The 25,626-nt window shown below is 56.8% G+C and carries 34 protein-coding genes; 9 read left to right on the top strand and 25 right to left on the bottom strand.

Translation table 11 applies throughout. From position 1 onward, the window contains the following. Window positions 1-183 precede the first annotated feature (183 nt). From QGV55_RS16365 to QGV55_RS16330, 8 genes are all read right to left on the bottom strand, one after another. A complete protein-coding gene (locus tag QGV55_RS16365; protein ID WP_281019578.1) occupies window positions 184-660 on the bottom strand; it encodes a DUF411 domain-containing protein in 477 nt (158 codons plus the stop codon). Window positions 661-785: 125 nt separating this feature from the next. Next, window positions 786-1,049 carry a methyltransferase gene (locus QGV55_RS16360; protein ID WP_281019579.1) on the bottom strand — a complete coding sequence of 88 codons (264 nt, stop codon included), beginning with the start codon at window positions 1,047-1,049 and terminating at the stop codon, window positions 786-788. Between the two features lie 101 nt (window positions 1,050-1,150). Continuing rightward, a protein-coding gene (locus tag QGV55_RS16355; RefSeq protein WP_281015974.1) for an IS3 family transposase occupies window positions 1,151-2,289 on the bottom strand; the annotation gives its coding sequence in 2 pieces (ribosomal slippage) (window positions 1,151-2,025 and window positions 2,025-2,289; 1,140 coding nt in all). 190 nt (window positions 2,290-2,479) lie between these two features. Next, window positions 2,480-3,103, bottom strand: coding sequence for an SCO family protein (locus QGV55_RS16350; RefSeq protein ID WP_281019580.1), 624 nt, complete (start codon window positions 3,101-3,103; stop codon window positions 2,480-2,482). Beyond that, window positions 3,103-3,534 carry a copper chaperone PCu(A)C gene (locus QGV55_RS16345; protein WP_281019581.1) on the bottom strand — a complete coding sequence of 144 codons (432 nt, stop codon included), beginning with the start codon at window positions 3,532-3,534 and terminating at the stop codon, window positions 3,103-3,105. The genes QGV55_RS16350 and QGV55_RS16345 overlap by 1 nt, the downstream gene beginning before the upstream one ends. 57 nt (window positions 3,535-3,591) lie before the next feature. Then, window positions 3,592-4,251 carry a thioredoxin domain-containing protein gene (locus QGV55_RS16340; protein WP_281019582.1) on the bottom strand — a complete coding sequence of 220 codons (660 nt, stop codon included), beginning with the start codon at window positions 4,249-4,251 and terminating at the stop codon, window positions 3,592-3,594. Continuing rightward, window positions 4,248-4,670, bottom strand: a complete 423-nt coding sequence (locus QGV55_RS16335; protein ID WP_281019583.1) for a disulfide bond formation protein B — start codon at window positions 4,668-4,670, stop codon at window positions 4,248-4,250. The genes QGV55_RS16340 and QGV55_RS16335 overlap by 4 nt, the downstream gene beginning before the upstream one ends. 5 nt (window positions 4,671-4,675) lie before the next feature. Beyond that, on the bottom strand, window positions 4,676-5,278 hold the full coding sequence (locus tag QGV55_RS16330) for an SCO family protein (protein WP_281019584.1): 603 nt from the start codon (window positions 5,276-5,278) through the stop codon (window positions 4,676-4,678). Between the two features lie 134 nt (window positions 5,279-5,412). On the opposite strand from QGV55_RS16330, the gene QGV55_RS16325 reads away from it, so the two are divergent. The 8 genes from QGV55_RS16325 to QGV55_RS16290 all read left to right on the top strand — a co-directional run bounded on the left by QGV55_RS16325 (window position 5,413) and on the right by QGV55_RS16290 (window position 14,863). Beyond that, window positions 5,413-5,841, top strand: coding sequence for a helix-turn-helix domain-containing protein (locus QGV55_RS16325; RefSeq protein WP_281019585.1), 429 nt, complete (start codon window positions 5,413-5,415; stop codon window positions 5,839-5,841). A 397-nt stretch (window positions 5,842-6,238) separates the two neighbouring features. After that, window positions 6,239-7,377 (top strand): IS3 family transposase gene (locus QGV55_RS16320; protein WP_281015974.1). Its coding sequence is split into 2 segments (ribosomal slippage): window positions 6,239-6,503 and window positions 6,503-7,377, totalling 1,140 coding nucleotides; the frame shifts between segments, so codons are not numbered across the junction. 746 nt (window positions 7,378-8,123) lie between these two features. Next, the gene (locus QGV55_RS16315) at window positions 8,124-8,687 is read left to right on the top strand and encodes a cupredoxin domain-containing protein (protein ID WP_281019586.1); all 564 of its coding nucleotides are present in this window, start codon (window positions 8,124-8,126) and stop codon (window positions 8,685-8,687) included. 22 nt (window positions 8,688-8,709) lie between these two features. Continuing rightward, window positions 8,710-10,794 carry a copper resistance system multicopper oxidase gene (locus tag QGV55_RS16310; protein ID WP_281019587.1) on the top strand — a complete coding sequence of 695 codons (2,085 nt, stop codon included), beginning with the start codon at window positions 8,710-8,712 and terminating at the stop codon, window positions 10,792-10,794. A gap of 3 nt (window positions 10,795-10,797) precedes the next feature. Beyond that, window positions 10,798-11,505, top strand: a complete 708-nt coding sequence (locus QGV55_RS16305; RefSeq protein WP_281019588.1) for a copper resistance protein B — start codon at window positions 10,798-10,800, stop codon at window positions 11,503-11,505. Window positions 11,506-11,604: 99 nt separating this feature from the next. After that, complete coding sequence (locus QGV55_RS16300) at window positions 11,605-12,804, top strand: ABC transporter transmembrane domain-containing protein (RefSeq protein ID WP_281019589.1); 1,200 nt, start codon at window positions 11,605-11,607, stop codon at window positions 12,802-12,804. A 149-nt stretch (window positions 12,805-12,953) separates the two neighbouring features. Further along, window positions 12,954-13,625 (top strand): cytochrome c biogenesis protein CcdA, encoded by a 672-nt coding sequence (locus QGV55_RS16295; RefSeq protein WP_281019950.1) that lies wholly within the window; start codon window positions 12,954-12,956, stop codon window positions 13,623-13,625. Then, window positions 13,622-14,863: an MFS transporter gene (locus tag QGV55_RS16290; RefSeq protein WP_281019591.1), complete on the top strand. Its 1,242-nt coding sequence runs from the start codon at window positions 13,622-13,624 to the stop codon at window positions 14,861-14,863. The genes QGV55_RS16295 and QGV55_RS16290 overlap by 4 nt, the downstream gene beginning before the upstream one ends. A gap of 18 nt (window positions 14,864-14,881) precedes the next feature. Here QGV55_RS16290 and QGV55_RS16285 read toward each other — a convergent pair whose 3' ends face one another. From QGV55_RS16285 to QGV55_RS16210, 16 genes are all read right to left on the bottom strand, one after another. Further along, entirely contained in the window at window positions 14,882-15,625 is a 744-nt protein-coding gene (locus QGV55_RS16285; RefSeq protein ID WP_281019592.1) for a cytochrome c biogenesis protein CcdA, read from the bottom strand. Further along, a complete protein-coding gene (locus QGV55_RS16280) occupies window positions 15,622-16,119 on the bottom strand; it encodes a hypothetical protein (protein WP_281019593.1) in 498 nt (165 codons plus the stop codon). The genes QGV55_RS16285 and QGV55_RS16280 overlap by 4 nt, the downstream gene beginning before the upstream one ends. Beyond that, window positions 16,116-16,808, bottom strand: coding sequence for an SCO family protein (locus QGV55_RS16275; protein WP_281019594.1), 693 nt, complete (start codon window positions 16,806-16,808; stop codon window positions 16,116-16,118). The genes QGV55_RS16280 and QGV55_RS16275 overlap by 4 nt, the downstream gene beginning before the upstream one ends. 64 nt (window positions 16,809-16,872) lie before the next feature. Further along, window positions 16,873-17,139 carry a hypothetical protein gene (locus QGV55_RS16270; protein ID WP_281019595.1) on the bottom strand — a complete coding sequence of 89 codons (267 nt, stop codon included), beginning with the start codon at window positions 17,137-17,139 and terminating at the stop codon, window positions 16,873-16,875. 39 nt (window positions 17,140-17,178) lie between these two features. Continuing rightward, on the bottom strand, window positions 17,179-17,475 hold the full coding sequence (locus QGV55_RS16265; protein ID WP_281019596.1) for a hypothetical protein: 297 nt from the start codon (window positions 17,473-17,475) through the stop codon (window positions 17,179-17,181). A gap of 2 nt (window positions 17,476-17,477) precedes the next feature. Beyond that, on the bottom strand, window positions 17,478-18,011 hold the full coding sequence (locus tag QGV55_RS16260; RefSeq protein ID WP_281019597.1) for a TlpA disulfide reductase family protein: 534 nt from the start codon (window positions 18,009-18,011) through the stop codon (window positions 17,478-17,480). Beyond that, window positions 18,008-18,607: a DsbE family thiol:disulfide interchange protein gene (locus QGV55_RS16255; protein WP_281019598.1), complete on the bottom strand. Its 600-nt coding sequence runs from the start codon at window positions 18,605-18,607 to the stop codon at window positions 18,008-18,010. Before QGV55_RS16255 ends, QGV55_RS16260 begins: the two co-directional genes overlap by 4 nt. Further along, the gene (locus QGV55_RS16250; RefSeq protein ID WP_281019599.1) at window positions 18,600-18,740 is read right to left on the bottom strand and encodes a hypothetical protein; all 141 of its coding nucleotides are present in this window, start codon (window positions 18,738-18,740) and stop codon (window positions 18,600-18,602) included. Before QGV55_RS16250 ends, QGV55_RS16255 begins: the two co-directional genes overlap by 8 nt. After that, entirely contained in the window at window positions 18,737-19,177 is a 441-nt protein-coding gene (locus QGV55_RS16245) for a c-type cytochrome (protein WP_281019600.1), read from the bottom strand. The genes QGV55_RS16250 and QGV55_RS16245 overlap by 4 nt, the downstream gene beginning before the upstream one ends. Window positions 19,178-19,212: 35 nt before the next feature. Further along, a complete protein-coding gene (locus QGV55_RS16240; RefSeq protein ID WP_281019601.1) occupies window positions 19,213-19,653 on the bottom strand; it encodes a DUF411 domain-containing protein in 441 nt (146 codons plus the stop codon). A gap of 24 nt (window positions 19,654-19,677) precedes the next feature. Next, entirely contained in the window at window positions 19,678-21,132 is a 1,455-nt protein-coding gene (locus QGV55_RS16235) for a multicopper oxidase family protein (RefSeq protein ID WP_281019602.1), read from the bottom strand. A gap of 130 nt (window positions 21,133-21,262) precedes the next feature. Continuing rightward, on the bottom strand, window positions 21,263-21,601 hold the full coding sequence (locus QGV55_RS16230; protein WP_281019603.1) for a hypothetical protein: 339 nt from the start codon (window positions 21,599-21,601) through the stop codon (window positions 21,263-21,265). A 69-nt stretch (window positions 21,602-21,670) separates the two neighbouring features. Next, a complete protein-coding gene (gene merA, locus QGV55_RS16225; protein ID WP_281019604.1) occupies window positions 21,671-23,104 on the bottom strand; it encodes a mercury(II) reductase in 1,434 nt (477 codons plus the stop codon). Then, on the bottom strand, window positions 23,104-23,361 hold the full coding sequence (gene merF, locus QGV55_RS16220; RefSeq protein ID WP_281019605.1) for a mercury resistance system transport protein MerF: 258 nt from the start codon (window positions 23,359-23,361) through the stop codon (window positions 23,104-23,106). The genes merA and merF overlap by 1 nt, the downstream gene beginning before the upstream one ends. Window position 23,362: 1 nt before the next feature. Further along, a complete protein-coding gene (locus QGV55_RS16215) occupies window positions 23,363-23,707 on the bottom strand; it encodes a heavy metal-associated domain-containing protein (protein ID WP_281019606.1) in 345 nt (114 codons plus the stop codon). Window positions 23,708-23,718: 11 nt separating this feature from the next. Next, entirely contained in the window at window positions 23,719-24,126 is a 408-nt protein-coding gene (locus QGV55_RS16210) for a mercuric transporter MerT family protein (RefSeq protein WP_281019607.1), read from the bottom strand. Between the two features lie 70 nt (window positions 24,127-24,196). On the opposite strand from QGV55_RS16210, the gene QGV55_RS16205 reads away from it, so the two are divergent. Beyond that, on the top strand, window positions 24,197-24,637 hold the full coding sequence (locus QGV55_RS16205) for a helix-turn-helix domain-containing protein (protein ID WP_281023624.1): 441 nt from the start codon (window positions 24,197-24,199) through the stop codon (window positions 24,635-24,637). 153 nt (window positions 24,638-24,790) lie between these two features. On the opposite strand, the gene QGV55_RS16200 is transcribed toward QGV55_RS16205, so the two are convergent. Further along, window positions 24,791-25,615, bottom strand: coding sequence for a nucleotidyltransferase domain-containing protein (locus tag QGV55_RS16200; protein WP_281019609.1), 825 nt, complete (start codon window positions 25,613-25,615; stop codon window positions 24,791-24,793). Window positions 25,616-25,626: the final 11 nt, after the last annotated feature.

The raw sequence follows: 25,626 nt of genomic DNA, 5'->3' as shown, positions 1-25,626 counted from the left end.
TTAGATTGCATACTATAGGATCACATTCCTGAATTTTGTCCGCTTTAGTGTCCGGCAAATACCTCTCACTTACCCACAACGATACCCATATTTACCCAAATGGGTGCGCGCTAGACAGTAGCGTTGACAGGCATCGAAAATGCATGCGCAAAAACACTGTGCTTCGGTGAGACCATCTCCCGTTCATGCGTCAGGGTAGCTGGAATAGATCGTCGTCGTACCGTCTTTCAGGATCAGGAAAACGTCGTAGGCTTCACGCTCATCCTCCGGCCCCATCCCCGGCGAGCCATAGGGCATTCCCGGAACAGCAAGGCCAATCGCATCGGGGCGCTCACTGAGAAGCCGTCGAATGTCCGCCGCCGGTACGTGGCCTTCAATCACATATCCTGCGACCATACCGGTATGACAGGAGATCATTTCCTGCGGCACGCCGCTGTCCAGCTTGTGCCGAATTAGCATTCCCGGAAGCATGTCCTGGCTTGTTGTTGCAAAACCGTTTTGCTCTAGATGCTTGATCCACAGGATGCAGCAACCGCAACCACGCGTCTTGGCCACGTCAATCGTAATCGCTTCGGCAAGCGCATGTGATGTCGGCAACATCACGAGCGTCAAGGCGGCGGCAAGGATGAAAGATCTTCTGGGTAGCAGATGCTGAATCATTTTCGGCCTCGTCCTTTATCTCACGCAGACCAGCACATTTGCTCGCCTGCCGGTTATCCTGCTTTGGAAGTCTCCGTTCCATCCGACTAATTCCCGCAATGTCAGTCGCGACATCGCTAGTCCGATCAAAAGAAGCGCGGAACTTCGGATTTGTAATCCCTGTATTCCTGTCCGTATTGCATTTCCAGCCATGGCTCTTCGACGATCGGTGCCAGAAGATACATCAGCGCCCAGGCTGACAGAAGGATCGCAACGGAGGTCTGGAAAGAGATCAGCGCCCAACCTGCGATACCAATCCAAGTCGCCACATAGACAGGATTACGGCTACTTGCGAACCAGCCTTTTGTTTTCAATCCCTGCTTTTCGCCAAACGCGTTTCGCCATCCCATGCTGAAGGTGATCCTGAAAGCCAGTCCAAATCCGATGATCAGAGGTGGTTCGGTTCGTTTGAACAGTTTCGAGCCGTTTCTTAGGTGGATTTTCCGCTTGGTTATGCCGCCACCGGGATTGGTTGCAACTTGATGTGATATGCCTGATCGGGCGTTTGCCCTTCCAGCGATGAATGCGGTCTCCTTGTGTTGTAGAAGGCCAGGTATCGGTCGATGCCCTGTCGGGCGGCTGACACGCTTTCATAGGCGTGCAGATAGACCTCCTCGTATTTGACGCTGCGCCAGAGCCGTTCGACAAACACGTTATCGCGCCAAGCGCCCTTGCCATCCATGCTGATCTGGATGTCGGCGTCCTTCAGCGCCTTGATGAAGTCAATGGACGTGAACTGTGATCCTTGGTCCGAGTTCATGATCTCCGGCTTGCCATATCTGCGCAGGGCATCATTCAAGGCCTCCAGACACGGCGCTGTTTCCAGCGTCACCGACAGCCGCCAGGCCAGAACCTTGCGGCTGAACCAGTCCAGAACGGCGACCAGATAGACGAACCCTCGGGCCATGGGAATGTAGGTAATATCCATGGCCCAGACCTGATTGGGCTGCGTCACGGCCAGCTTGCGCAGCAGGTAGGGATAGATCCTGTGACCGGGCGCAGGCTTGCTGGTGTTCGGTCTGCGATAGAGCGCCTCAATGCCCATCGTTTTCATGCAGGTTGCCACGTGCAGCCGCCCGGCCGTGAAGCCTTCCTGCCGCAGCAACCCTTTCATCATACGGCTGCCCGCGAACGGGTAGTCCATGTGCAACTCGTCAATTCTGCGCATAAGCTTGAGGTCCGCCGCACTGGTCGGGCGCGGCGCGTAATACAGGCTGCCCCGGCTGATCCCGAGAAGCCGGGCTTGCCGTGTCAGGCTCAGCCTGTGGTCCGGGCCCGTCATTTCCTTGCGCTCGGCAACAGACCGGCCTTGTCGAGCGCGCCCTCTAAAAAATCGTTTTCCAGCGCCAGCTGGCCAATCTTCGCGTGCAGGGACTTTACGTCGATCTGCGGCTCTTTCGCGGCCTTTGGCGTGTCATCGAAGACACCCGTTACGCCCTCAAGCAGCTGATCCTTCCACTGCTTGATCTGATTGGGATGCAGGTCGAACTGCGTCGCCAGCTCGCTCATCGTCCTGTCGCCCTTCAGCGCCGCCAATGCGACTTTCGCTTTGAAGGCAGGGCTGTGGTTCCGCCTGGGTCGTCTTGTCATCTTCGCTCCTTCGTCCCGGCAACGCTGCCGGATTGGGAGCAGAAAATCCACCTAACTCAACTGTCCAGATTTGTCGGGCCACCTCTTTCGTCCCGGCAACGCTGCCGGATTGGGAGCAGAAAATCCACCTAACTCAACTGTCCAGATTTGTCGGGCCACCTCTGGGATACCAGAAATGCAATTTGCTCAATCATTTCTGGTTCTGATCCGATTCAAGCGCACGGAGAATTTTCGGAATGGCGAACTCTTTCGGTTCGTGGGCGTCAATCGTACTGATGAACCTGCCGTCCGAGGTGAACAGGAATACGCTTGCAGTGTGGTTCATCAGATAACCATCGGAACCGGTCGAGACCTTTTCGAAAGACGCGCGGAAGCCCTCCGCGGCACGTCGTATTTGATCCGGTGAGCCTGTCCAGCCCCGGATGGCGGGATGAAAGTTCGATACATACTCCGCGAGCACTTCCGGTGTGTCGCGTTCCGGGTCAACCGTTATGAATATGGCATTCAGACGCCTGGATCTGTTCTCGATCTCTTCCAGCCAACCAGTAATGTGAATCAGAGTAGCGGGGCAAACATCCGGGCAGTAGGTGAAGCCAAAGAATACGAGGGAGGCATTGCCCATCATTGTATCGGGGCCAACCGCATTGCCATCATGATCAATCAGGCTGAAATCCATGGCAGACAAGGCCATTGGCCGTTGTCCACGCGGTTCCCGTGCGCCGGGCCCATCGACCTGCCACCACCCGACGAAAAGCGTGAGGCTGAGCACGACAAACAATCCCGCCCCGTATGCCAGGGGCTTTGCTCTGGTCATCAGTTCCCAGGTCCGCGAGAGGTAAACCCAAGTATCGGCACACGAACGACCACTCTCCCATGATCGCCGAAGTCCAGAGACAGGACATAGCTTTCGCCTTCAACCATGGGCCGCTGAAGCCTCACAAGCATGAGATGCAATCCACCCGGCTCAAGTGCGATCGTGCCGTTGGGCGGAATCTCAAGATCAGCCACCCTCGCCATGGAACTCACACCACGGTCGTTTGTTGATGTCCGATGAATCTCCGAGATTGCTGCCAGATCTGTACTGACGGTGCCAAGCGTGAGCACGTCGTCCCCATTGTTGCGGATCGTCATATAGGCGACGCCGGGCCTCTTGGTGCCGATGGAGGCGCGCGACCACGCGTTCTCGACGACCACATCGTCCGAACCGGCAAAAGCCGGAGCGCTCGAGAACACGAAAAGGAGCATCAGGTAAATCCACCTAATCTCCTTCAATGATCCAAGACAGCAAGCCATGGTCTCCAATCATCCCTTCACTGCGGCGACTTCCGTTGCGACCAGCGCCCTCAACTCTGCTTCCCCGAAGCGTTCAAGCGGCTTCCCATTGACAAAGAAAGTAGGTGTCTTCCGGACGCCAACTGTCTTCACATCAGCCAGATCCTGTTGAAGGACCCGTGTCGTCTGTGGGGCCTGCATCTGTGTCCGTGCCGTCTCTTGGTCCAAACCTGCCGAAATGGCCATTCTGTAAAGGACATCCGAGTTCATCTTGCCATGAGAAGCCCATTGCGGCTGGCTCCAGAGGATAAAATTCAGAACTTCCTCGAACTTGCCCTGAGCGCGTGCCGCTTCAAGGATACGGACGGCCACCTCGGATGTTTCACCATGAAGCGGCGTGTACCTGATGACGACTCGAACGGTATCCGCGTGCTCCTTCATGATATCTTTGACTATGGGATGAAAGGCGCGGCACGCTTCACAAGCCGGGTCGAAAAATTCTACAATTGTAACTGGCGCATCCTTCGGACCTAGAATCGGCGAATGCGGTCGGATGAGTGCCTGCGCGAATGTTGAATCGACTGTCGATACCTCAGCTGTTGATGCGGGCCTAGTGGCGTACCACGCTGCGCTACCGAAACCGGCTGCGCCCACGGCAAGAACAGATAAGATCAGTGCACGGCGGTTCATTCGGTTCTCTCCTTGAGCGAGAAAGTGGACAGCAGCGCTATCAGTGCAAAAGCAGCCGCCGCCAAGAGGGGAATCGGAATACCGAGGACGACTTGATTGTCATCAGTACATGATGGGCCGGAAGCAGTGCAGGGCTTGATGCTTTCCGGGATAACACCGACGTACAAGCCCAGATGCCAGAGGGCCACCACGCCGCCACCGATTGCCAGGACAATCCCGTAACGCCCGACCCGCGGATCTCGCCACCAGAGTCCCAGTCCGAGAACAATCACCAGAGGGAACATGAAGACCCGCTGGAACCAGCACAGATTGCACGGTGTCTGGCCCAGGACTTCTCCGATGAATAGCACTGATAGCGAAGCGGCCAGCGCCACGATCCAGGCCAGAATGAGTGCAGTTTCTCCCGAAATTCGGCGCATGAGTGTCAAAGCCTCGCTTTCAGATCGGCAAGAATTTCCTCCGCCGCCGTGCCATAAGGCCACGAATCTGCAAACCCCGCCTGAGGATCAAACAACAGGAGATGCGATGTATGGCTCATTGTGTAGCCGCCCGGCGCAGAAGCTTCTTCAATCTTCTCGTAGAAGATCGGGAAAGTTTCGGCGGTGCTGGCAATCTGGTCCGGCGTACCTGTGAGCCCAACGATGCCGGCCCCAAACAAGGGCATAAACTCAGCCAGGGCTTCCGGGGTGTCCCGCTCAGGATCGATCGATATGAAGATTGGCTGCACATCGGAAGACTGATCTCCCAGACTTTCCATGACCGCAGCAACTTCGGCCAAGGTTGTCGGGCAGATATCGGGGCAATTGGCGAAGCCGAAAAACACCAGCATCCAGCGTCCCTGATAATCCTTCTCCGTTCGAACGACACCTTGATGGTCGGTCAGTTGAAATGCTGCGCGAAAAGCCGGTTCAGCAGCTTCTTCGCGTTTCTCAATCTGCCTTATCGTTTCCCATTGAAGAGCAATGAAAGCCAGGAGGGCGACACCCGCCAGAACCCACAGAGCCCTTCGAACTATTGAAAGTCGCATACCCGTTTGCCCAAACCCAATCCGCAATTGGATGCTTGGATAAATGCTCTAGCAGCTAGAGGGTCAAGACGAAAAACACTACGGCTTCTCCAGCGCACATTTCTATAGTAGCTATAGATATCAGGAGGCTACCAATGCTCACCATCGGCAAACTTGCGAAGAAGACAGGAACCAAGGTTCAAACCATTCGCTACTACGAGCAGATTGAACTGATGCCGGAACCGGGAAGGACAGAAGGCGGTCAACGACGCTATGGGGACGCCGAGCTTGACCGCCTCTCGTTCATTCGTCACTCAAGGCAACTAGGGTTTTCGCTGGACGCCATTCGGGAGCTTCTGGATCTCAGCGACAATCCTGACCGGCCTTGCAACGAGGCCGATGCCATCGCACGCCGACAGCTCAAACAGGTCGAACAGCGACTGTCGCGCCTCGATGCCTTGCGTACGGAGCTGAAACGCATGGTTCGGGAATGCAGCGGCGGTCATACAAGTGATTGCAGGGTCCTCGAAGTGCTTCGTGATCACTCGGAATGCCTCACTGATCATCAGGATTTGAACGACTGAACACGGGGGCTGTCGAGCTGTTCCGTGTGCATTGGAACTCGCGGATGATCGATGAAACGCGGAGGCTTCATTTTTCTCTTGAACCTATAGTCACTAGAGCAATTACATTACCGCCATCGTCAAGAGAGGAGCGGTTCGATGAAGGTTCCACCGTTAGTTCAAGTTCTTGTTGCAGGAGCCTTTGCTTGGGGCCTGAGTGAAGGCCTGCCAGTCTGGCAGTTCGACGGCGCTCTGGTGACTGTTGGGGTCTGGATCGCCAGTATTGCGGGTGCCGGATTTCTGGCTATCGCACTGAACATCTTCCGTATTCAAGAGGTGGCCCGACAAATCTGGACAGTTGAGTTAGGTGGATTTTCTGCTCCCAATCCGGCAGCGTTGCCGGGACGAAGGAGCGAAGATGACAAGACGACCCAGGCGGAACCACAGCCCTGCCTTCAAAGCGAAAGTCGCATTGGCGGCGCTGAAGGGCGACAGGACGATGAGCGAGCTGGCGACGCAGTTCGACCTGCATCCCAATCAGATCAAGCAGTGGAAGGATCAGCTGCTTGAGGGCGTAACGGGTGTCTTCGATGACACGCCAAAGGCCGCGAAAGAGCCGCAGATCGACGTAAAGTCCCTGCACGCGAAGATTGGCCAGCTGGCGCTGGAAAACGATTTTTTAGAGGGCGCGCTCGACAAGGCCGGTCTGTTGCCGAGCGCAAGGAAATGACGGGCCCGGACCACAGGCTGAGCCTGACACGGCAAGCCCGGCTTCTCGGGATCAGCCGGGGCAGCCTGTATTACGCGCCGCGCCCGACCAGTGCGGCGGACCTCAAGCTTATGCGCAGAATTGACGAGTTGCACATGGACTACCCGTTCGCGGGCAGCCGTATGATGAAAGGGTTGCTGCGGCAGGAAGGCTTCACGGCCGGGCGGCTGCACGTGGCAACCTGCATGAAAACGATGGGCATTGAGGCGCTCTATCGCAGACCGAACACCAGCAAGCCTGCGCCCGGTCACAGGATCTATCCCTACCTGCTGCGCAAGCTGGCCGTGACGCAGCCCAATCAGGTCTGGGCCATGGATATTACCTACATTCCCATGGCCCGAGGGTTCGTCTATCTGGTCGCCGTTCTGGACTGGTTCAGCCGCAAGGTTCTGGCCTGGCGGCTGTCGGTGACGCTGGAAACAGCGCCGTGTCTGGAGGCCTTGAATGATGCCCTGCGCAGATATGGCAAGCCGGAGATCATGAACTCGGACCAAGGATCACAGTTCACGTCCATTGACTTCATCAAGGCGCTGAAGGACGCCGACATCCAGATCAGCATGGATGGCAAGGGCGCTTGGCGCGATAACGTGTTTGTCGAACGGCTCTGGCGCAGCGTCAAATACGAGGAGGTCTATCTGCACGCCTATGAAAGCGTGTCAGCCGCCCGACAGGGCATCGACCGATACCTGGCCTTCTACAACACAAGGAGACCGCATTCATCGCTGGAAGGGCAAACGCCCGATCAGGCATATCACATCAAGTTGCAACCAATCCCGGTGGCGGCATAACCAAGCGGAAAATCCACCTAAGAAACGGCTCGAAACTGTTCAAACGAACCGAACCACCTCTCATTGTTGTGCAATCATGGGCTGCATATCTGATCGATAAGTATCAAACACCAATTAGATATCCATGCCGTCAATCTATCACACGGTTGGTTCAGGATCGACATCCAGCTGCATTTGACGCCATTGGACCTGCATATACCAAGTGACGATGCCCTTGGTGCAATCGACGCAGACGATCGGGCGATACAAGCTGCAAAAGGGGTCAATTGTGTGATGCCACCAATTGACCTTCCTGTAAGTGGAAGGTATATTTGGGCTACATGATACGCTCTCTGCTCACGTTTGCACTGATTGCTTTGCTGATGGCGCCTCAGTTTGTCACAGCGAAGGACCATCATGATGCGATGGTCGGTGCCGCAGGTTCCGAGACGCCACAATCCGATAGCCATACATGTGCAGAAATGGATACGGATTGTGGTCAGGCGGATATCGTACTCTGCTGTGACATGATCGTGGGCCACTGTACGACCGCGATGAGCGTTCCCGGATCTATGACATTCGCGAACTTGGCGGACGGCAGCTCCGGAAATCACCTTCCCGAAGACCTTGTTCTCGACGGTCAATCTCCATCATTTGATCCGCCACCACCGCGAGTTTGAAGCTTATTCCCACGCACTGGATTGCCTGAAGAGCGCACGCTCTTTCGGGCGGTATAAGCTTGAAACAACGCGAAAGAACCAAAGATCATGAAATTTTCCCGTAAGCGCAGAGGCCTTGTGGCCCTTGCCCTCTCCACGATGCTCGTTTCGGGCATGACTCAGACAACCTTTGCCGCTGGCTCGCATGACGGCGGACATGGCGACAAGAAATCCGAAAAATCAGAAATCGGTTACCCGGGAAAGGCGTCTGCCACGACCCGCTCGATAACCGTGGAAATGTATGACACCTACTACAAGCCTGAGAAGCTTGAGATCAAGGAAGGTGAGACAGTCCGTTTCGTTGTCGTGAATAAGGGAGAACTTGTTCACGAGTTCAATATCGGAACTCCGAAATCTCATGCGGAACACCAGCCGCAGATGATGGAGATGATGGAGAAGGGGGTGCTGGAGATTGACAGGATCCGTCATGACAAGATGCAGCACGGAGAGGGCGGCATGAGCCACGATCACGCCAACAGCGCGTTGCTGGAGCCCGGGCAGTCAGCGGAGATTGTCTGGACATTCGACACAGAGGCGAAGCTCGAGTTCGCCTGCAACGTCCCAGGCCATTATCAGTCCGGCATGGTCGGACCGATCAAGCTCAACGACTGACAGGTCGAATGGAGGCATCAACATGCGTATTCGCAATCTGACTGCCGCCATTGTGGCGCTGGGGCTTTCAGCCCCGGCGCTCGCTGGCGAGTACAATCTCACAGTTGATCGTGTGGAGATCGACACCGGGAACTTCACCAAGACGGGCATCGGCTACAACGGCGCAACGCCTGGTCCGGTTCTGCGGTTCAAGGAAGGTGAAGATGTCACCATCAACGTGACAAACAACCTGTCCGAGGACACGTCTGTCCACTGGCACGGCCTGATCCTGCCTTATCAGCAGGACGGTGTCCCGGGGATCAGCTATGACGGCATCAAGCCTGGTGAAACTTTTACCTACAGGTTTCCGATCGTGCAGAACGGCACCTACTGGTTCCACAGCCATTCAGGCTTTCAGGAGCCGGACGGAGCCTATGGCGCTCTTGTCATCGAACCAAAGGAGCGCGAACCCTACAGCTATGACCGCGAGTACGTGGTCCAGTTGACAGATGCGCATCCGCATTCGGGCGACCGCATCTTGCGCAACCTCAAGATGATGCCGGACTACTACAATCGAAAGCAACGCACGTTGCTCGATTTCTTCGATGACGCCGGAGAAAAGGGCCTCGACAAGGCACTCTCGGATCGGGGCGACTGGGGCGAGATGCGCATGATGCCGACTGACATCGAGGATGTTCACGGCTACACGCCACTGATCAACGGCAAGGGACCGGATCAGAATTGGACCGGTATGTTCAAGTCTGGCGAGCGTGTACGCCTTCGCTTCATCAATTCCTCGGCAATGACCTACTTCGATCTCCGCATTCCAGGGCTGAAGATGACGGTGGTGCAAGCGGATGGTCAGAATGTTCAGCCCGTGGTTGTCGATGAACTTCGCATCGCTGTCGCTGAGACATACGATGTGATTGTCCAGCCGACCGAGGACAGGGCTTACACCATATTCGGTGAATCGATGGGGCGCACCGCGTATGCCCGCGGAACGCTGGCCTCCCAAGAGGGCCAGACAGCAGAAGTGCCGGAGATGCGCAAGGATCCGTTGCTGACCATGGCGGACATGGGGATGTCCGGAATGAATATGTCGGGCATGGACATGTCTGATGGGGGCGGACACGGCGGCCATGGCTCTGGCGGTCACGACACCCTGGCTGCCATTACCGGCGAAAGCATGGACCATTCCAAGATGGGTAATGACATGCCGAAGAAGGACGGCGGGATGGACCACTCCAAGATGGGCCATGACATGCCGAAGAAGGACGGCGGGATGGACCACTCCAAGATGGGCCATGACATGCCGATGAAGGACGGCGGGATGGACCACTCCAAGATGGGCCATGACATGCCGAAGAAGGACGGCGGGATGGACCACTCCAAGATGGGTCATGACATGCCGAAGAAGGACGGCGGGATGGACCACTCCAAGATGGGCCATGACATGCCGAAGAAGGACGGCGGGATGGACCACTCCAAGATGGGCCATGACATGCCGAAGAAGGACGGCGGGATGGACCATTCGAAGATGGGCCATGACATGCCGATGAAGGACGGCGGGATGGACCATTCGAAGATGGGCCATGGCGCAATGGCCAAGGGCGCGGACCCATTCTATGCACCTGGCAGCGGTCTGACGCCGGAAGCTGCGAATGGCGGCAAGTTCCTGTCCTACGCAGATCTCAAGGCCCAGAACCCTCTCTACGTGGATCGCCCGCCTACTAGGGAGATCAAAATGGAACTGACGGGCAACATGGAGCGCTATATCTGGTCCATTAATGGTGTGAAGTACAAAGACGCAGACCCGATTGTATTGCAGTACGGAGAGCGTGTGCGCTTCAAGTTCATCAATGGAACAATGATGACGCATCCGATGCATCTGCACGGCATGTGGTCGATTCTCGACGTCGGCGCCGGCAAATGGAATCCGATCAAGCATGTCGTCAGTGTCGCGCCAGGCACTACGGTTTACATGGAGACAGAGGTCGATGCGCCGGGTGAGTGGGCCTTCCATTGCCATCTTTCCTATCACGCTGATACCGGCATGTTCCGCAAGGTGATTGTCGAAGGCGGACCATCTGACAAGGCAGCCTCTCTGTCTGCCGATGGGAAGGGCTGATTGATGCGGAAACTTCTGAAACTGGTAACTGGCGCGCTCGTTGCTCCAGCACTGTTCATTCCGGCCTCTGCATTCGCAGAGCCAATTGTCTGGGGTATCCAGGCCGAACAGGCCGAATATCGTATCAATGAAGGGTCGGATATCTTTGCCTGGGACTTCGACGCAATGGTGGGTAGGGACGAATTGAAGTTCGTCTTTCGAAGCGAGGCCGAATATGCCATTGCCGAAGACAGTTTCGAGACGCTGGAGAACCAGCTTCGACTGCAGACTCCAATCTCGGACTTCTTTGACGCCGTGGTTGGTGTGCGATTGGATACACCGGAAGGTCCCGACCGGATCCATGGTGTGATCGGTCTGCATGGGCTGACGAAGCAGTGGTTCGAAGTCGATGCTGATCTGTTCATCTCCGACAATCCGTCTGCGCGGTTCGAAGTTGAGTATGAAGGGCTGATCACGAACCGGATCATCTTCGTGCCCAGCATCGAACTGGATATCCCGTTCACGGATGATCCGGCGGTTGGCAATGGTGCTTTCGCCCCGACGCTCGAAGTGGGCGGACGACTGAGTTACGACCTCGTTGACCGTCTGGTCTCGCCCTATGTCGGCGTTCATTACGAACGGAAGTTTGGCGCGACAGCGGATCTGGCCAGGGCCGGAGGTGAGGACGCTGGTGCGGTGTTCTTCGTGATTGGTGCACGGTTTCTCTTCTGATTTGTTCAGCCCGGTAGCGCCCATCTGCTGCCGGGCTGCACAGCTCGTGAATGCCTACGTCTTTCACATCTTTCACATCAGAATTCTTGAATCTGTTGCATGAACAATCTTGACGATGTTCTGCATTGGGCGATGACATTCATCGGGCTTCAGCTTGGTGATGGATCCCCAGTGTGGCTCCACCCTCTCTTACATGTTGTATTGATAGCTATGCCATTGGCGTTGGGGTTTCTGGCTGTTGCATTGACTGTGACAGGTATCCGCCGCCGCCTTCGCAATCGTCACATGGCACGACCTGGGCCAGATGGACTGCTATATCTCCCGACGAATGTATTCCGCTACATCATTTCGTATTCGCGAAAGGAACAGGTGGGCCTCGTACTCTTGGGGCTTCTGTCGATGCCAGTATTGTATGCAACACTGGAGCTGCCAAAGCTGATCATCAACAGTGCCTTGGCTGACGAACATGTGCCTGCGTCATTCATTGGTTACGATATCAGTCAGATTGAACACCTGTTCATTTTGTGTGGTATTTTCCTGATTGCAGTGATCGCAAACGGGTTCCTGAAATACATCATGAATGTCTTCAAGGGCCGTGTTGGTGAGCGGCTACTTCGTCGCTTGAGACTTCTGATCGTCCGGCTCTGGCGTCGTGGTCATGGCCCGACGCGACGGTCAGAGGTGATACCGCTGGTGGCGCAGGAAGTCGAACCCATTGGCGGGTTTGCATCAGACGCCTTCTCCCTGCCGATGTTTCAGGGCGGCACGTTCATTACCATTCTCGTGTTCATGTTTGCTCAGGAGCCGGTCCTTGGCGCTGCGGCGCTTGTCCTTCTGCCGGTTCAACTTTTGATCATCCCGAAGATGCAGCGCCGCCTCAATAGACTCTCCCGTCAGAGGGTGGCGGAGCTGCGGGCGCTTGGCGGTGTTCTGGGTGAGCAGGCTGCCAAAGTTGAAAGAGAAAGCACCGATCTGATTCTCGCGGCGGGATCCTTGCGGAAAATCGAAACCATTCGGATCAATATCCACAGGGCGAAGTTTTTTATGAAGGCTCTGAACAATTTTCTCACCGCTCTGACGCCGATATTTTTCTATTCGATTGGCGGCTTTCTTGTGATCAAGGGCAGCCTGACGCTTGGCGCTCTTGTGGCAGTACTCGCCGCATACAAGGACTTCTCGGCGCCGCTGAAGGAGCTCTTTGGCTACTACCAATCCATGGAAGACGTCCGAATACGCTACGAGGAGGTTCGGCGTTTTCTACTGCTCGGTGATGCCATGCATCGGGCAGACAGATTATGAATGATGCGCTCCGCTGTCCCCCGATCTTTGTTAGAGTTTTCCGCTTCTTGCTCCGCTCCAGAGCAAGGAGATGAAACCGAGTTTCATTGGCTTCAATTTCACAGTCCAGTCGCTGAATGGGCGACTCTTCGGCTGAATTGGGAGGGATCGTGGAATTCACCGCACTCGAGCTTGTTCTGCTGCCAGTTGGCCTCGGTCTGCTGGGGTTCATTGAGCCATGTACGATTGGCGGACATCTCCTGTTTCTTGATACCCAGAATGAACGGAGCCGCCGCGAAAAGATTCGCGCGTTACTGACGTTCGTTGCTGCCCGCTCCCTGATCACAGGGTTGTTTGGAGCGCTTGTCGCATTTCTCGGTCCAAATTTGATCGGCGCGCAGACCGGAGCCTGGCTTCTGTTCGGCGTAATCTACCTGATAGTCGGGCTGGCTTTGTTGCTCGGTAAGGGCGGCCTTATCAAACACAAGGTCGACCTTGCGCCCGCATCATGGAGACGCGCCAAGAGCCCATTCGTTCTGGGGTTGGCTTTCGGTTTGAATATACCTGCCTGTGCTGCGCCGATCTTGTTCGGATTGCTCGGATTGGCCGCGACTGTCGGCACAGTAGCAACCGGGTTTGCTATGATGTTTTTCTTTGGCCTCTTCCTTTCATCACCACTGGCTGTGTTCGCAGCCGTACCCCGATTTGCAGTCTGGCTTCAAAATCTGGGTGCACGATTGAAAAGGAATGGTTGGTTTGTTGGGGCCATCTTCGTTTTGCTCGGGGCCTGGTCCATCTGGTTCGGCATTTTTGTGGACCCAGCAAACTGGAGCGGAAAATGAGCACCCGTGGCCGGTTCAGAAGTGTTGCGACGGCAGGCATCACATTTCAGGCAGGGTCAGCCGCAGTTGATTCAGCAACCATCATGTCCGCACTGATCTTTCAACTGACAGGCAATCCCATTCTGGTCGGAGCCGTTACCGCGATCCTGCGATTTGGCTGGTTGTTTCCACAACTTTTTGTTGGCTTCCTGGCACAACGCAGTGGTGCCAGCATGCGCTATTATTTCATCGGCGCATTCGGACGTGCGGGGTGGATGGCGGCGCTGGCAGCGGTCCTTTTTTTTGGAGCCGGACTGCAGACACATCTGCTGGCCGTTCTTGTGATGTTGATCTGGACTGCATATGCATTCACTAGCGGAATAGTTGCGGTGCCTTACACTGATATTGTCGCGCGATCAGTTCCCTCGGAACTGAGAAGCCGTCTGCTGGCCACGCGCTTTTTCGGCGGCGGCCTCCTCGCATTGGCGGTCGTGGCCATTGCCGACCACGTGGTCGGGACCCTCGCCTTTCCCCTTTCCTATGCAGCAATCATCACAGTTGCCGCGGCTTTGATGTTTCTGTCGTCTGTCGTGTTTTCCGCAATGGGGGAGCCGCAGGCGGCTTCTGATAAGGCGAGCAGATCCACATTCTTCCAGTACCTGAGGGATGGCGTGACCGTGTTCCGAACTGACCTGAATTTTCGAAAATTCGTATACGCGCAATGGTGCGGTGGTGCCGTGCTGATGGCAATGCCTTTCTATGTCGTGCAGGCTGATTCCGTCGGAGTAAGCCTCGAGAACGTCGCGTTGTTGCTGGGCGCTCAAACCGCAGGCAGTCTCGGCTCAAATGTAATATGGGGCTGGTGGGGTGACAGGTTGGGCAAAGTCAGTCTGTTGAGAGTGGTCTCGATCGGGAGGATCCTGCCGCCCGCCGCTATTTTGATTCTTGCACCGGCTCAGTTTTTTGGACCCGACCAGATGCTGTTCCTGTTCGTCGGGACATTTTTTGTCCTCGGCGCGCTCGCCAATGGCCTGACCATCGCGGTTATCGGATTCCTGATGGAAATCTCACCCGACGACAGGCGTCCAGCCTATACCGGCTATTTCAATGCGATCACGGCACCGTCGTTCCTGTTGCCGCTGCTTGCGGGCATTATCATCTCGATGTTCGGACTATCCATCATTTTCATGATCTCCTTGGTGGCCGCGATTCTTCAGCTTTTCTTTCTGTTCAGAATCGCGACCAGGGAAGCCAGATAGACGGGGATGGCAGGCTGTTTAACCGATCTGCCCAAGAACCGGAAACGTGCCCAGTAGCCAGAACGCAAACGCCGAGAGGTATCCGCTCATCATCGCCACACCCACAATCACTACGACTAGGCCCGCTCCCTGATGGAGGCGACGGCCCACACGACCAACGGCACGCAACCGCCCGGCCAGTTTTTCCGTGAACACTGCGGCGAATAGAAACGGGACACCAAGTCCGGCGGAGTAGATAGCAAGCAAGATGATCCCCTCCACGACCGTTGCAGAGGCCGCGCTGGTCATCAGGATCGTCCCGAGTATCGGCCCAATGCATGGTGTCCAGCCAAACGCGAAAGCCAGACCGAGCACGTAAGCAGAGAACGGGCGTCCACCGGGTATCTGAAGGTGCAGGCGAAAGTCCCGTTGCAGGAAGCTACCGGATGCGACACCCAGCATGAACAGGCCAAAGAGAACAACGACCGCTCCGCTGACAATGTTCAGCTCATACTGATAAACAAGCAATGTGCGACCGAGCGCGGTCGCACTGGCTCCGAGTATGATGAATACTGTGGAAAATCCAAGGACGAAGCACAAACTGAGGCCAATCGCAGCAATCGTCTCTCTATTTCTTCCTCGCGTGGAAGCCCGGCCAGAGGATTGACCGGCGATATAGGAGACGTATCCTGGTATGAGTGGCAACACGCAGGGTGACAAAAAGGAAATGGAACCCGCCAGAAAGGCGGCCCCGATACCCAGCAATGTCAGCTCTGCCGTCATCTGGCTTCGTCATTCAGGCTGGCCACAGGCCTGAGTGCCCACCAGAAGGCCATGCCGGGTACCACAAGCCATTGTAGCAGTGGGCTGAGGCCTGTTCCGAGCCATGGCATCACGGGCATGACCTCCCGGTAGGCCCAGGCTGACCGAACATCGATATTCAGCCATTCGCTGAAGATGGTGTAGGCGATCCCCATCGTCATTGTGGCGGCGATCACCGGTCTGACACCTTGTTGCGGCCAGTCGTGCCGGCCCAAAGCCAGTAGCGACAATATGAGCGTGCTCGACGCGATCAACAGGTCACCGGCGGTGCAATGAACGGCTGCAAACGCATTCTCGCGGAAGGGGGAATCAGTCCAGATTGTGTATAGTGGAAGGTGCAGGAATTCCCACGCAAGATTGCCGATTGCGCTGACGATGAAATAACGCCGCAGGCTTACCAGCCAATTTCGTCCGGATATCGGCGCATTCTCTTCGGCGCGTGTATCGATCTTCAAAACATGTTCCTCATTCTCTCCCAGAACCCTGGTTTGGATTGCAATTTCGGCGGCCAAACTCGATGGGAGAGACCGTTGACGTAGAGTAGGAGGTTCACGGGCTCGAAATTCAGCCCATGAAAATTCGCAGCCCATCGACCGCCACGATCGATCACATGAGTAACAACGCCGTGCACTTGCATTCCATCATCCATGACCTTGAATTTGTGCCCATATTGCTGGACGAGGGATCGCGTTTCCGCCTCATCCTGATCTGGCAATTTGGTTAGAAAGGACCAATTGACCTCATTCAATCCATGTAATTCACCAAAATTCATAACATTTTCAGCAATATCCCTTTCTGGATCAGTGGTAATAGTTATAAACTGAACCATATTTTTCATAGGTGTCTGGTTGATCATTTTCTGCACGTCGGCGATTTTCTCCGCGTGAAGCGGACAGATATCGGGACATCGGGCATATACAAAATGCAGGATCAGGATCTTGTCTGCGAGATCCCGTAGCGTCACGGGATTACCTCGCAGGTCAGCGAGTTGGAAGTCCGGCGCTGGTCTGTCGATGATCTGGAAATAATTCGATTTTGCTGTCAATTCAGCATCAAGAGACTCACCGGGATGATTTGCTGTCGCTTGGCCGGCAAATACCAGGAAAACAGCGACTAAGAGAATTGGGAAAAATTTTGATGGCATACGGATGCTCCCATGAAGCGAGCGCGTCTGCCGCCCCGGAAGGCGGCAGACGCTGGTTGGCTAATCAGCCCTTGTCATCAGATGAAGGATTGTCTGCCTTCATGTGATCGCTCATGGCCGACATCATTTTGTTACATTTTTCCATCATTGGTGCCATCTGCTGCATCATTTTCATCATCCCGGCCATTTCGCCTTCCTGCATGTCATTCTGCATCATGGACCCATGCTCCATCGTGCCACCGGGTGATTTTTCGGCACCGGCAATGGCGGAGACTGAGGCCATTCCTGCCATGGCCACAGTCAATGCGAGTACTTTAACGATCTTGAACATCATATTTTCCTTTCGAAGGGTTGGTGGTGGGTTGGCAGTTCACGAGTGAATGCTGCCTTTCGCCGACGGCTGATTGTCGGCTACGGGTTGATCAGAGCACTTCCTGTCTGAACAACCGCGCATACAAAGGCCCATCGCGCACATCAGAACGCAGGGCAACAAGCTGATAAGAATTGGCGCAATGCCAAACGCGATCAGCGAATTCTGGTACAGAAGGGCGATCAGGATAGCACCCGCGACACCAAGCAACGAAAGCCGTCGAGGCGACATTTGAAGCCGCGACCACCCTTTCACGAAATTTCTTCTGAGCCGCTCACTGGATTGATTGAGTTCCATTACTATTTCCTTCCTGCTCGCTCTGCCGCGATGGTTTTTTCGAAGAATGCGATTATTTCGGGTGTGTCCCACTCGGCTGGTCCGATTATTCGTGAGAGTTCCGCGCCGTCGGGGTCTATCAACAAGGTTACCGGTAGCCCGTAGGCCCCTAGATTCCGGGCCGATGCGCCCGTTTCATCGATGAGAAGCCGAAGGTGCTTCACTCCGATCTTGTCGAAAAATGCCCGCACCACCTTCGGGCCTGCCCGGTCTATTGAGAGGGCGAGAACCTCAAAATTCTCTCCTCCAAGTTTGCCCTGGAGTCTGTCCAGCGTAGGCATTTCGTGGCGGCACGGCGGACACCATGTCGCCCAGATGTTGAGCAGGATGACCTTGTCGCGCCAGTCCTCAAGTGTCAGGCGATTGCCCGTTTCGTCTGCAAAGACGATGGCGGGAACGGGCCGCTTTGCGTCGTGAAGCGGCATGGTGGTGGGTTCAGCTCCCGCTGAAACGGCGGTGAACAGAAGAAAAAATGATGCAAGAACGGATATTCTCATTGAGCCATTCCCTCCGAGCTTTCTCTCAGTCGTTCGACGAGTGGCAGGATCGTGTTCGTCAGTGCGTCAGGCGTGACAGGTCCGATATGCTTGTAGGCAATGCGACCGTCCCGACCGATCACGAATGTTTCGGGGACGCCGTAGACGCCGAATTCGATCCCCACTCGCCCGTTGATATCCGCGCCTGTACGTGTGTAGGGGTCGCCGAGCTGCTCCAACCATGCTGCGGCGTCCTGAGGCTGGTCCTTGTAATTCAGTCCATGGATCGGAACGGTCTGCTCTCGTGCCAGCCGCATGAACAGGGGGTGCTCCGCACGGCATGCGGTGCACCAGGATGCAAACACATTGAGCAGGGCAACGTCCCCCTGAAGGTCACTACTTTGAAGACCCTGTGTGCGTCCGAGAACCGGAGGCAGATCAAAGACCGGCACAGGCTTGCCGATCAATGCTGATGGGATATTTTTCGGATCCAGGGTCAGTCCGACGCCCAATGCAATGCCAATGACGCTGAAGATGAGTAGCGGAACGGCAAACCTCAGGTATTTCCCTGCAGGGGCGCTGTCTTCTTGTGGTTCCTGGAGGGTGGATTCAGTCATCACTGTCGCTCCGGCTTTCTGATCCGGATCGAAGGTACTTGATCAGAGCGGCTACACTGAGGCCCAGCACCAGGATGACTAGAATCCAGACCAGACCCATGCCCCACATCATTCCGCCCATATGTTCCATCATTTCGCCTTCTCCCTGATTGCAGCCTGCCTGCGGGCCGTAATGTGTTTCGGCCAGCGGGACTTGATGTATGCAAGGACAGACCAGATCTCGTCGTCCGAGAGGACGTCTCCAAAACCCGGCATGTCCGTCAGATATCCCGCAGGGGCATGTGCTGCCGTTCCGTCCCGCGTGATCGAGAACAGGATCGCGTCCGGATGATGCCAGGTGTGCCCGGTTTCATCGTGAGGCGGGGCCGGCAGTCGCCCATCCGGCTTGCGAGACCGCCAGTTCGGTTGTCCCTCCAGATTCGTGCCGTGACAGGACGCGCAATAGGCGACATATACCTCGGCACCACGTGCGACCTGTTGAGGGTTTTCATGATCAGCCTGACCAGCATGGCCCGGCCAGGCGGCCATCATCGAGACGCCGGCCAGCGTAGCGACAAGGGTGACACGCATATGGCCAGTCCCGATCATGGACGGTGGCATCGGCATCATTCGACAGCATAGATTCGCGGGGATTGAGAGCCGATTTCGTAGGTTGTGAAAGGCTCCGTCTTCCGGCCCGACATCCCGGGTGAACCCTGTGGCATGCCCGGCAGCGTGATCCCGACGATCTTCGGCTGCTCGCTGAGCAATCTTTCGACGCTTGCAACCGGCACATGGCCGCTGACGACATAGCCGTCAATCATCGAGAGGTGACAGCCTTCGAAATTCTCGGGAATTCCGGCCATTCGGCTGAGCTGTGCCAGTTCGTGGGTAGGCTTGACGGTGACGGTAAATCCGTTCTCGCGCAGATAGCTGGCATAACTCTCACAGCAGCCGCATTGCGGGTTCTTGTAGAGCGTTACATCGCGCGATGATTCTTCGGCATATGCCGGTGCAGTTGTCCAGATCAGCAGCCCGAGCAGAGCAAGTGAAAGGTGTTTGCGCATGATTGATTTCTCCTTTGATGCAGATCAGCTAACGCGTATGACGCCCATCATTCCGGCAGCCTGATGCTCGAGAATGTGGCAATGGAACATCCAGTCGCCCGGATTGTCGGCAACCAGGGCTATGTCGACCCGCTCCCGCGGGGCCATCATCACGGTGTCCTGCCATTCACGATGGCGGGTAGGTTCGCCGCTCCGTGCGATCACCCGGAACGAGTGCCCGTGCATATGAATCGGATGATGCCAGGCCGTGGCGTTCGTCATGGAGATGATGTGGCTTCGGTCCTGCTCGAGGGTCAGGAACGGCTCCAGCACATGACCTTCAGCAGCAACGCCGTTGACGAACCAGACGCCTGAACCGCGCATCATGTTCATCATGCCGCCGGTCCGGCCTTCACCCATGCTGCCGCCCATATCCGACATGACCATCCGCCCCATCATGCCGCCGTTGAATACGACCTCATGCCTGATGGCGGATTCGATTGAAGGCTCCGGAAGCCCGTTGGACGGCAACTCGATCGGCCAGTCTGGTGGGCTCGATCTGAGCGGCGCAGCCGCATAGGTCAGTTCCGTCAGTTGATACTCGAGCCCTTTGTAGAAGCGGTCGATGACGGCATTGCGGCTGCCGGGCCGGTCCGTCATGTCGAGAATGAGATCGACACGCATGGCCGGGCCAATGACGACCTGCCCGTTCGCCGGAGAATGCGGGCTGACCGGCTGGCCATCAAGCGCGATGACCATTGGCGCATGCCCTTCGAAATCGAGGGCAAATATCCGGGCATTGGCCGCATTGACCAGGCGCAGGCGAATTCGCTCGCCTGAGCGCACCACAAGATCACCGGGAGCGCGACCGTTGATAGTCACGGTGTTTCCCACCCTGCCATTGTGGCTCATGTCGTGTCGGTTGCCGAAGTCACCACGGATCGACCCATCCGGCCCCAGCCGCCAGTCGTCCAGCATCCAGGTCAGATCGCGATCGACCCGAACAGGATCGTGCTCTTCGATGATCAACGGGCCGTACAAGCCGCGCCCGACCTGCTCGAAGCTGCGCTGATGTGGGTGGTACCAATAGGTCCCCGCATCCACGGCATCGAATTCATACATGAACTTGCCACCGGGTTGGATGGAGGCCTGAGTCAGATAGGGCACCCCATCCATTGCATTGGGCACCCGAACTCCGTGCCAATGGACAGTGGTCGGCTCGTCAAGGTCATTGGTCACCGACACGCGAACGCGGTCACCCTGGCGAACGCGGAGTTCCTGACCTGGCACGCTGTTGTTGTAGGCCCAGACAGCTGTCTGGTCAGACGCAGCGGCGGTCAATGGGCTATGCCCCGGCGCAGCGCGCAGATCAAATTCCTTCACCGCAGCCTGCCGGGTAGTGGCCCTGAGGGATGGGGGCATGACCGCCACCCCCATGTTGGCCATGAGCAGCGACAACATGCTGCGGCGCGACAGCACCGCATCGCGAAATTGAGACATTTTCAGAAGAGTTCCCGAAGCGCGGCACCTGCGCGAACTGGGGCAGATTGCCGACATTCATCCGAACACCATCGCTCCTAGGCCAACGGTGCGTGAAAGACAGCCTGGCCGGATCGAAATCCGACTGGTGTCAGTTCAGGATGATTGCCTTCGGAGGGAACGGGTCGGGTGATGCCTGTCGACCGATTGAAAAATCAGGGACATCAAGAAATGCAACGCGGTGCATCGAGGGAATGTCTGATTCAGTCGCGGCAAACGCTATCATGTGGGACGTGAAGCACATTTCACCGCACGACATCGTTGACGGACCGTCAACATCACAATCACCGCACTCGACCATGGCTGCGTGAACATCGGCGGTCGCCAGCATCTGCATTTTCATGCTGCCTGCAGCCGATACATTGGCAAAGGCAGCTGTGCCGAAGGCGGCAAGCAGGGCAAGAACCAGAATATGCGCCGTCATTTTCATGCGTCGATCTTTACCTGCAACATTGGCAGGTGTCCATTCACAACCCGAGGAACAGCGAGAGCGTTCTGTTTAACCAGCACAGCAGGACAGCCTTGTAATATCCTTGTCGAAGGTCTGTGCGGCCAGCTTCAGCCCTTCTACAGTCGTCAGGTACGGGAATATCGTGTCAGCGAGATCAGCTACCGTCATGCCAAAGCGGATGGCCAGCATTGCCGTCTGGATGCTGTCGCTTCCCTCGGGAGCCAGGATGTGCGCACCCAGAATCCGGTTCGTTCCGGCTTCGGCAACGAGCTTGATCAAGCCGCGTGTGTCCCGTGCAGCCAGCGCCTTGGGCAAGTATTCAAGAGGCAGCAGCGACGTGCGAACCTTTAGCCCCTTTGACATGGCGGCTTGTTCCGTGAGACCGACGCTCGCTACTTGCGGATCGGTGAACACGACCGAAGGCATCGTTGTCGCATCGTAGCGCCGCGCCGCGCCGTTCACTGCATTCTCTGCGGCCAGCTTTGCACCATAAGCGGCCATGTAGACAAACTGGTCGCGCCCCGTCACATCGCCCGCCGCATAGATGCCCGCCACCGAACTCTGCATCTGATCATCCACGGCTATGCCGCCATTGCTCATCTGCCTTATCCCGCGCTCCTTCAGTCCAAGCCCGTCGGTGTTGGGTCGACGGCCGGTCGCGACGAGCACCCGCTCAGCGTTCAGTTCGACAAGGTCGCCGTCCCTGTCCACGCGCAGGGTCACGCCATCCCTTGATACCGCGATATTCCTGTAGCTCCCTCCTTGCTGCACGATGATTCCTTCATCCCGGAAATACCCCGACAAGGCTGCGCCGATCTCTGGCTCGGCTTCGGGCAACAGGCGACTTCGGCAGACAATCGTGACGCGCACGCCCGCACGGGCGAACATTTGTGCGATCTCCACGCCGATGTAGCCGCCACCAATGACCAGCAAGGACACCGGGAGATCCTGCAGTTCAAAGGCCGTTGTGCTGGTGAGGTAGGGAACATCGCCAAGACCAGAAATCTCCGGGATCAATGGTTGCGATCCCGTCGCAATGATGGTCCGGGCAGCCCGAATGAACCTGCCGCTGACCTCTACCCCGCCTTCGACAATGCGGGCCGGGCCTTCGAGATAGCTGACGCCTTCATAGGCTGGAAGCAGGTCCGCGTATTTGGCCTGCCGCAACTCCTCCACCAGATCGTCTTTCTGTCGGATAACCGCCGACCAGTCCTTGATCACCGCCTTGCCTTCGATCCCGGCAAAGCGGCCGAGGTTTGCGCCGTACAAGCCTTCCATGGCGCGGATCAGGGTCTTTGAGGGAACACAGCCGACATTCACGCATGTGCCGCCAAGGGTTCCGTGCCCAACGAGGGCAACGCGCGCACCGGCATCCGCCGCAGTGATTGCGGCCGAAAATCCGGCCGACCCCGCCCCGACAACAACCAGATCATAGCCTGCGCCCGCGGCGCGTGACGGGTCCATATTGACGATATTGTTCATCAGCGTTCCTGTCGTTTTTCCTGCGCATTGTCTGTCTCGCAGCACTCATCATTCTGTCGCTTGCTTCTGCGCCAGAGGGCATAGACCGTAATGGCCATAAAGATCGCGAGGGCTGGGAGCAGCACATAGTCCAGCCAGCCCAGCCAGGCCGACAATCCGGTCACACCAAGCAGGATGACCAGCACTGGCGTGAAGCAGCAGAGTGCGGCAACCACTGTCCCGCCAATCCCGGTCCTCAGTATCGTGCGATCATTCATGTCAGCCGCCTTCGGCAACCGCATTTGCCGGATACCCCGCATTGGTCGAAGCCCGGGCAATCTGATCCGGTGTCGTGATCGCCGGATCGAAGACCACCGCTGCGGTCTTTGTGTCGAGATCGATCTGCACTGACTCCACCCCTTCGACAGCTTCCATCGCCGTCCGAACCGTGATCGGGCAGAGCGCACAGGTCATGTTCTGGACCGCAAAGGTCCGCGTCTGCTGCGCAACAGAGGCGCTTTCAGCAGCGTTCGCCGTCATCGCGTTGGACAGGACATGGGCTCCCCCCAATCCGACGGCACCTATCGATGCCAATGCAACAAGAACAGCGGCAGTTCGTTTCATCATAATTGCTCCTAGTAAAACAGGGGGGCCCAGTAGTTGATCGTCGCGGCCAGCAGCACGATGGCTGTTGCCATCCACAAGAGCGTCCTGGAAATCCGTCCCGAAGCCGGATTCGCGCAATAGGATCCGGCCGCGCACGCCCGCCTTGGTCGGATGTAGACGTGCCAGAACCCGGCCCCGAGCATCAGGAGGGTTACGGCCACGAAATACGGCTTGTAGGGTTCAAGCGCGGTGAGATTGCTCATCCACGCGCCGCCGATCCCGAGCGTCACGAATGCCAAGGGTACGATGCAGCACGACGAGGCGAGAAGGGCGCCGAGCAATCCCGCACCGGCCAGCAGGCCGCCGCGGCGGCTCTCTTCCCCCGGGACGAGGTCATCGTTTCGATCTGACGTGTCATCGTGCTTTGTCGTGGCCATTTTGCGCTCTCTTCTTGTGCAACTTCACGGCCCGATGGTAGGGTCTGTAGTTCCTACAGGCTCAAGAGAAATGTTGAACAAACCCGACGACCCTCTCGATCATGTGACCCGGAATGGTCTGGCACAGGCTGCCGGGACGAATATCGAGACCATTCGCTATTACGAGAAGATCGGCCTGATGCCGGAGCCGATGCGCGCCGGGAATGGGTATCGCCTATATGGGGCGATCGCACACAGAAGGCTCAAGTTCATCCTGCGAGGTCGTGAGCTGGGATTTACCATTGAAGAGCTGAAGGGGTTGCTGAGCCTCGTCGACGGCGGCGATTACAGCTGCGGTCAGGTTCACGCAATGACGGTCGAACACCTGGGTAACATTCGTGCCAAGATCGGTGATCTGATGCGACTGGAGCAGACACTCGCGGACATGTCGACTCAGTGTGAGGGTGGCGAAGTCCCTGATTGTCCAATCATCGACAAGCTATTCGCGAATATCGAAATCGGCAGTGGTTGATCCGAATCAGACTGCGTTTTCCTGTCGAAGTTCGCCGGCATCAAAACCGCGACAGGTCCATTTCATGTCAGCCATCGCAATCGCAGAAGCCGCCATATACCGGATATGATCAATGAGTCCTGAGCCTTGGTGGACCGTGACCCAAGACGCTGCTTAGCTGTCCCCGCTATTCACCCACCTCTGGAAGAACGCATCCGCCAGTCTGACCGCCTCGTCTCCTGGCCGCGTTGCCGGTTCCGGCCAGCGCTGCCGTGCCAACCCGAACTCCGCGTCGATCAGGGCACCGATCTCCCGTGGCATCCTGCCGTGCCCCATCTCGCGCGTCTGTGCCTTGCGGGCGAGCAGATCGTCGATGATCGCGGTGCTGTCCGCAGAGACATCGCTCTCCGCCACCAGGGTCCGGAACGCCATGGGCACGATCGCCGCGCCCGAATGCAGCCGCATCCAACGCAAGGCAAGGGCCGGGCGCAGGACATAGAACAGCTTCTTCAGCCGGACCTCTGATCCGTCGGCAAAGGCGGTCTCCCGTTGCCGTTCCCCCAGATGCAGGTAATGCATCGCGATGGCAGCTGGTTGTACCACTTGGTCGGCCAGGGCCAGCGCCTCAGCCCGGAAGTCTGCATCGCCGCGATAGACAAAGGGCGACATCAGCCATTCCAGCACCACGGCATTGCCCTTCAGCAGCAGCTTCAGGGTCTTCGCCAGATCCCAGCCGTTCACGTCGTAGATCGCGTCCGGCGGATACTCGATGACATCGCGCGGCGGATAGAGGCTCAGATAATCGGATTGCGGGCGGACATGGATGAAGCGGCAGTCATAGTCGCTGTCCGGCGATGGAAAACCCCATCCCCGGCTGCCACTCTCGATGGCCAGCAGAATGCGGACACCATGGTTCGCCTCGACCTCGTGCAGCTTTGCGTCGATTCCGGCAACGACAGCCGGGTCGAAGCCCGGGCCCAGGTGGCGCAGCTGTGCCATCGGAAAGTTCC

Source organism: Minwuia sp. IMCC3009 (assembly GCF_029909415.1).
Lineage (GTDB): Bacteria > Pseudomonadota > Alphaproteobacteria > Minwuiales > Minwuiaceae > Minwuia.
This window is presented reverse-complemented; position numbering and strand designations above follow the sequence as displayed.

Bases quoted from the DNA above. Each gene is read 5' to 3' on its own strand.
- QGV55_RS16345 (WP_281019581.1), bottom strand. From the start codon at position 3,534: ATGCTCCTTTTCGTGTTCTCGAGCGCTCCGGCTTTTGCCGGTTCGGAC.
- QGV55_RS16285 (WP_281019592.1), bottom strand. From the start codon at position 15,625: ATGACGGCAGAGCTGACATTGCTGGGTATCGGGGCCGCCTTTCTGGCG.
- merA (WP_281019604.1), bottom strand. From the start codon at position 23,104: ATGAACAATATCGTCAATATGGACCCGTCACGCGCCGCGGGCGCAGGC.
- QGV55_RS16260 (WP_281019597.1), bottom strand. From the start codon at position 18,011: ATGAGAATATCCGTTCTTGCATCATTTTTTCTTCTGTTCACCGCCGTT.
- QGV55_RS16350 (WP_281019580.1), bottom strand. From the start codon at position 3,103: ATGACCAGAGCAAAGCCCCTGGCATACGGGGCGGGATTGTTTGTCGTG.
- QGV55_RS16290 (WP_281019591.1), top strand. From the start codon at position 13,622: ATGAGCACCCGTGGCCGGTTCAGAAGTGTTGCGACGGCAGGCATCACA.
- QGV55_RS16300 (WP_281019589.1), top strand. From the start codon at position 11,605: ATGAACAATCTTGACGATGTTCTGCATTGGGCGATGACATTCATCGGG.
- QGV55_RS16245 (WP_281019600.1), bottom strand. From the start codon at position 19,177: ATGCGTGTCACCCTTGTCGCTACGCTGGCCGGCGTCTCGATGATGGCC.
- QGV55_RS16215 (WP_281019606.1), bottom strand. From the start codon at position 23,707: ATGAAACGAACTGCCGCTGTTCTTGTTGCATTGGCATCGATAGGTGCC.
- merF (WP_281019605.1), bottom strand. From the start codon at position 23,361: ATGAATGATCGCACGATACTGAGGACCGGGATTGGCGGGACAGTGGTT.
- QGV55_RS16330 (WP_281019584.1), bottom strand. From the start codon at position 5,278: ATGCGACTTTCAATAGTTCGAAGGGCTCTGTGGGTTCTGGCGGGTGTC.
- QGV55_RS16270 (WP_281019595.1), bottom strand. From the start codon at position 17,139: ATGTTCAAGATCGTTAAAGTACTCGCATTGACTGTGGCCATGGCAGGA.
- QGV55_RS16325 (WP_281019585.1), top strand. From the start codon at position 5,413: ATGCTCACCATCGGCAAACTTGCGAAGAAGACAGGAACCAAGGTTCAA.
- QGV55_RS16275 (WP_281019594.1), bottom strand. From the start codon at position 16,808: ATGCCATCAAAATTTTTCCCAATTCTCTTAGTCGCTGTTTTCCTGGTA.
- QGV55_RS16255 (WP_281019598.1), bottom strand. From the start codon at position 18,607: ATGACTGAATCCACCCTCCAGGAACCACAAGAAGACAGCGCCCCTGCA.
- QGV55_RS16365 (WP_281019578.1), bottom strand. From the start codon at position 660: ATGATTCAGCATCTGCTACCCAGAAGATCTTTCATCCTTGCCGCCGCC.
- QGV55_RS16200 (WP_281019609.1), bottom strand. From the start codon at position 25,615: ATGGCACAGCTGCGCCACCTGGGCCCGGGCTTCGACCCGGCTGTCGTT.
- QGV55_RS16335 (WP_281019583.1), bottom strand. From the start codon at position 4,670: ATGCGCCGAATTTCGGGAGAAACTGCACTCATTCTGGCCTGGATCGTG.
- QGV55_RS16305 (WP_281019588.1), top strand. From the start codon at position 10,798: ATGCGGAAACTTCTGAAACTGGTAACTGGCGCGCTCGTTGCTCCAGCA.
- QGV55_RS16205 (WP_281023624.1), top strand. From the start codon at position 24,197: ATGTTGAACAAACCCGACGACCCTCTCGATCATGTGACCCGGAATGGT.
- QGV55_RS16360 (WP_281019579.1), bottom strand. From the start codon at position 1,049: ATGGGATGGCGAAACGCGTTTGGCGAAAAGCAGGGATTGAAAACAAAA.
- QGV55_RS16340 (WP_281019582.1), bottom strand. From the start codon at position 4,251: ATGAACCGCCGTGCACTGATCTTATCTGTTCTTGCCGTGGGCGCAGCC.
- QGV55_RS16210 (WP_281019607.1), bottom strand. From the start codon at position 24,126: ATGGCCACGACAAAGCACGATGACACGTCAGATCGAAACGATGACCTC.
- QGV55_RS16315 (WP_281019586.1), top strand. From the start codon at position 8,124: ATGAAATTTTCCCGTAAGCGCAGAGGCCTTGTGGCCCTTGCCCTCTCC.
- QGV55_RS16250 (WP_281019599.1), bottom strand. From the start codon at position 18,740: ATGATGGAACATATGGGCGGAATGATGTGGGGCATGGGTCTGGTCTGG.
- QGV55_RS16265 (WP_281019596.1), bottom strand. From the start codon at position 17,475: ATGGAACTCAATCAATCCAGTGAGCGGCTCAGAAGAAATTTCGTGAAA.
- QGV55_RS16310 (WP_281019587.1), top strand. From the start codon at position 8,710: ATGCGTATTCGCAATCTGACTGCCGCCATTGTGGCGCTGGGGCTTTCA.
- QGV55_RS16230 (WP_281019603.1), bottom strand. From the start codon at position 21,601: ATGAAAATGACGGCGCATATTCTGGTTCTTGCCCTGCTTGCCGCCTTC.
- QGV55_RS16240 (WP_281019601.1), bottom strand. From the start codon at position 19,653: ATGCGCAAACACCTTTCACTTGCTCTGCTCGGGCTGCTGATCTGGACA.
- QGV55_RS16235 (WP_281019602.1), bottom strand. From the start codon at position 21,132: ATGTCTCAATTTCGCGATGCGGTGCTGTCGCGCCGCAGCATGTTGTCG.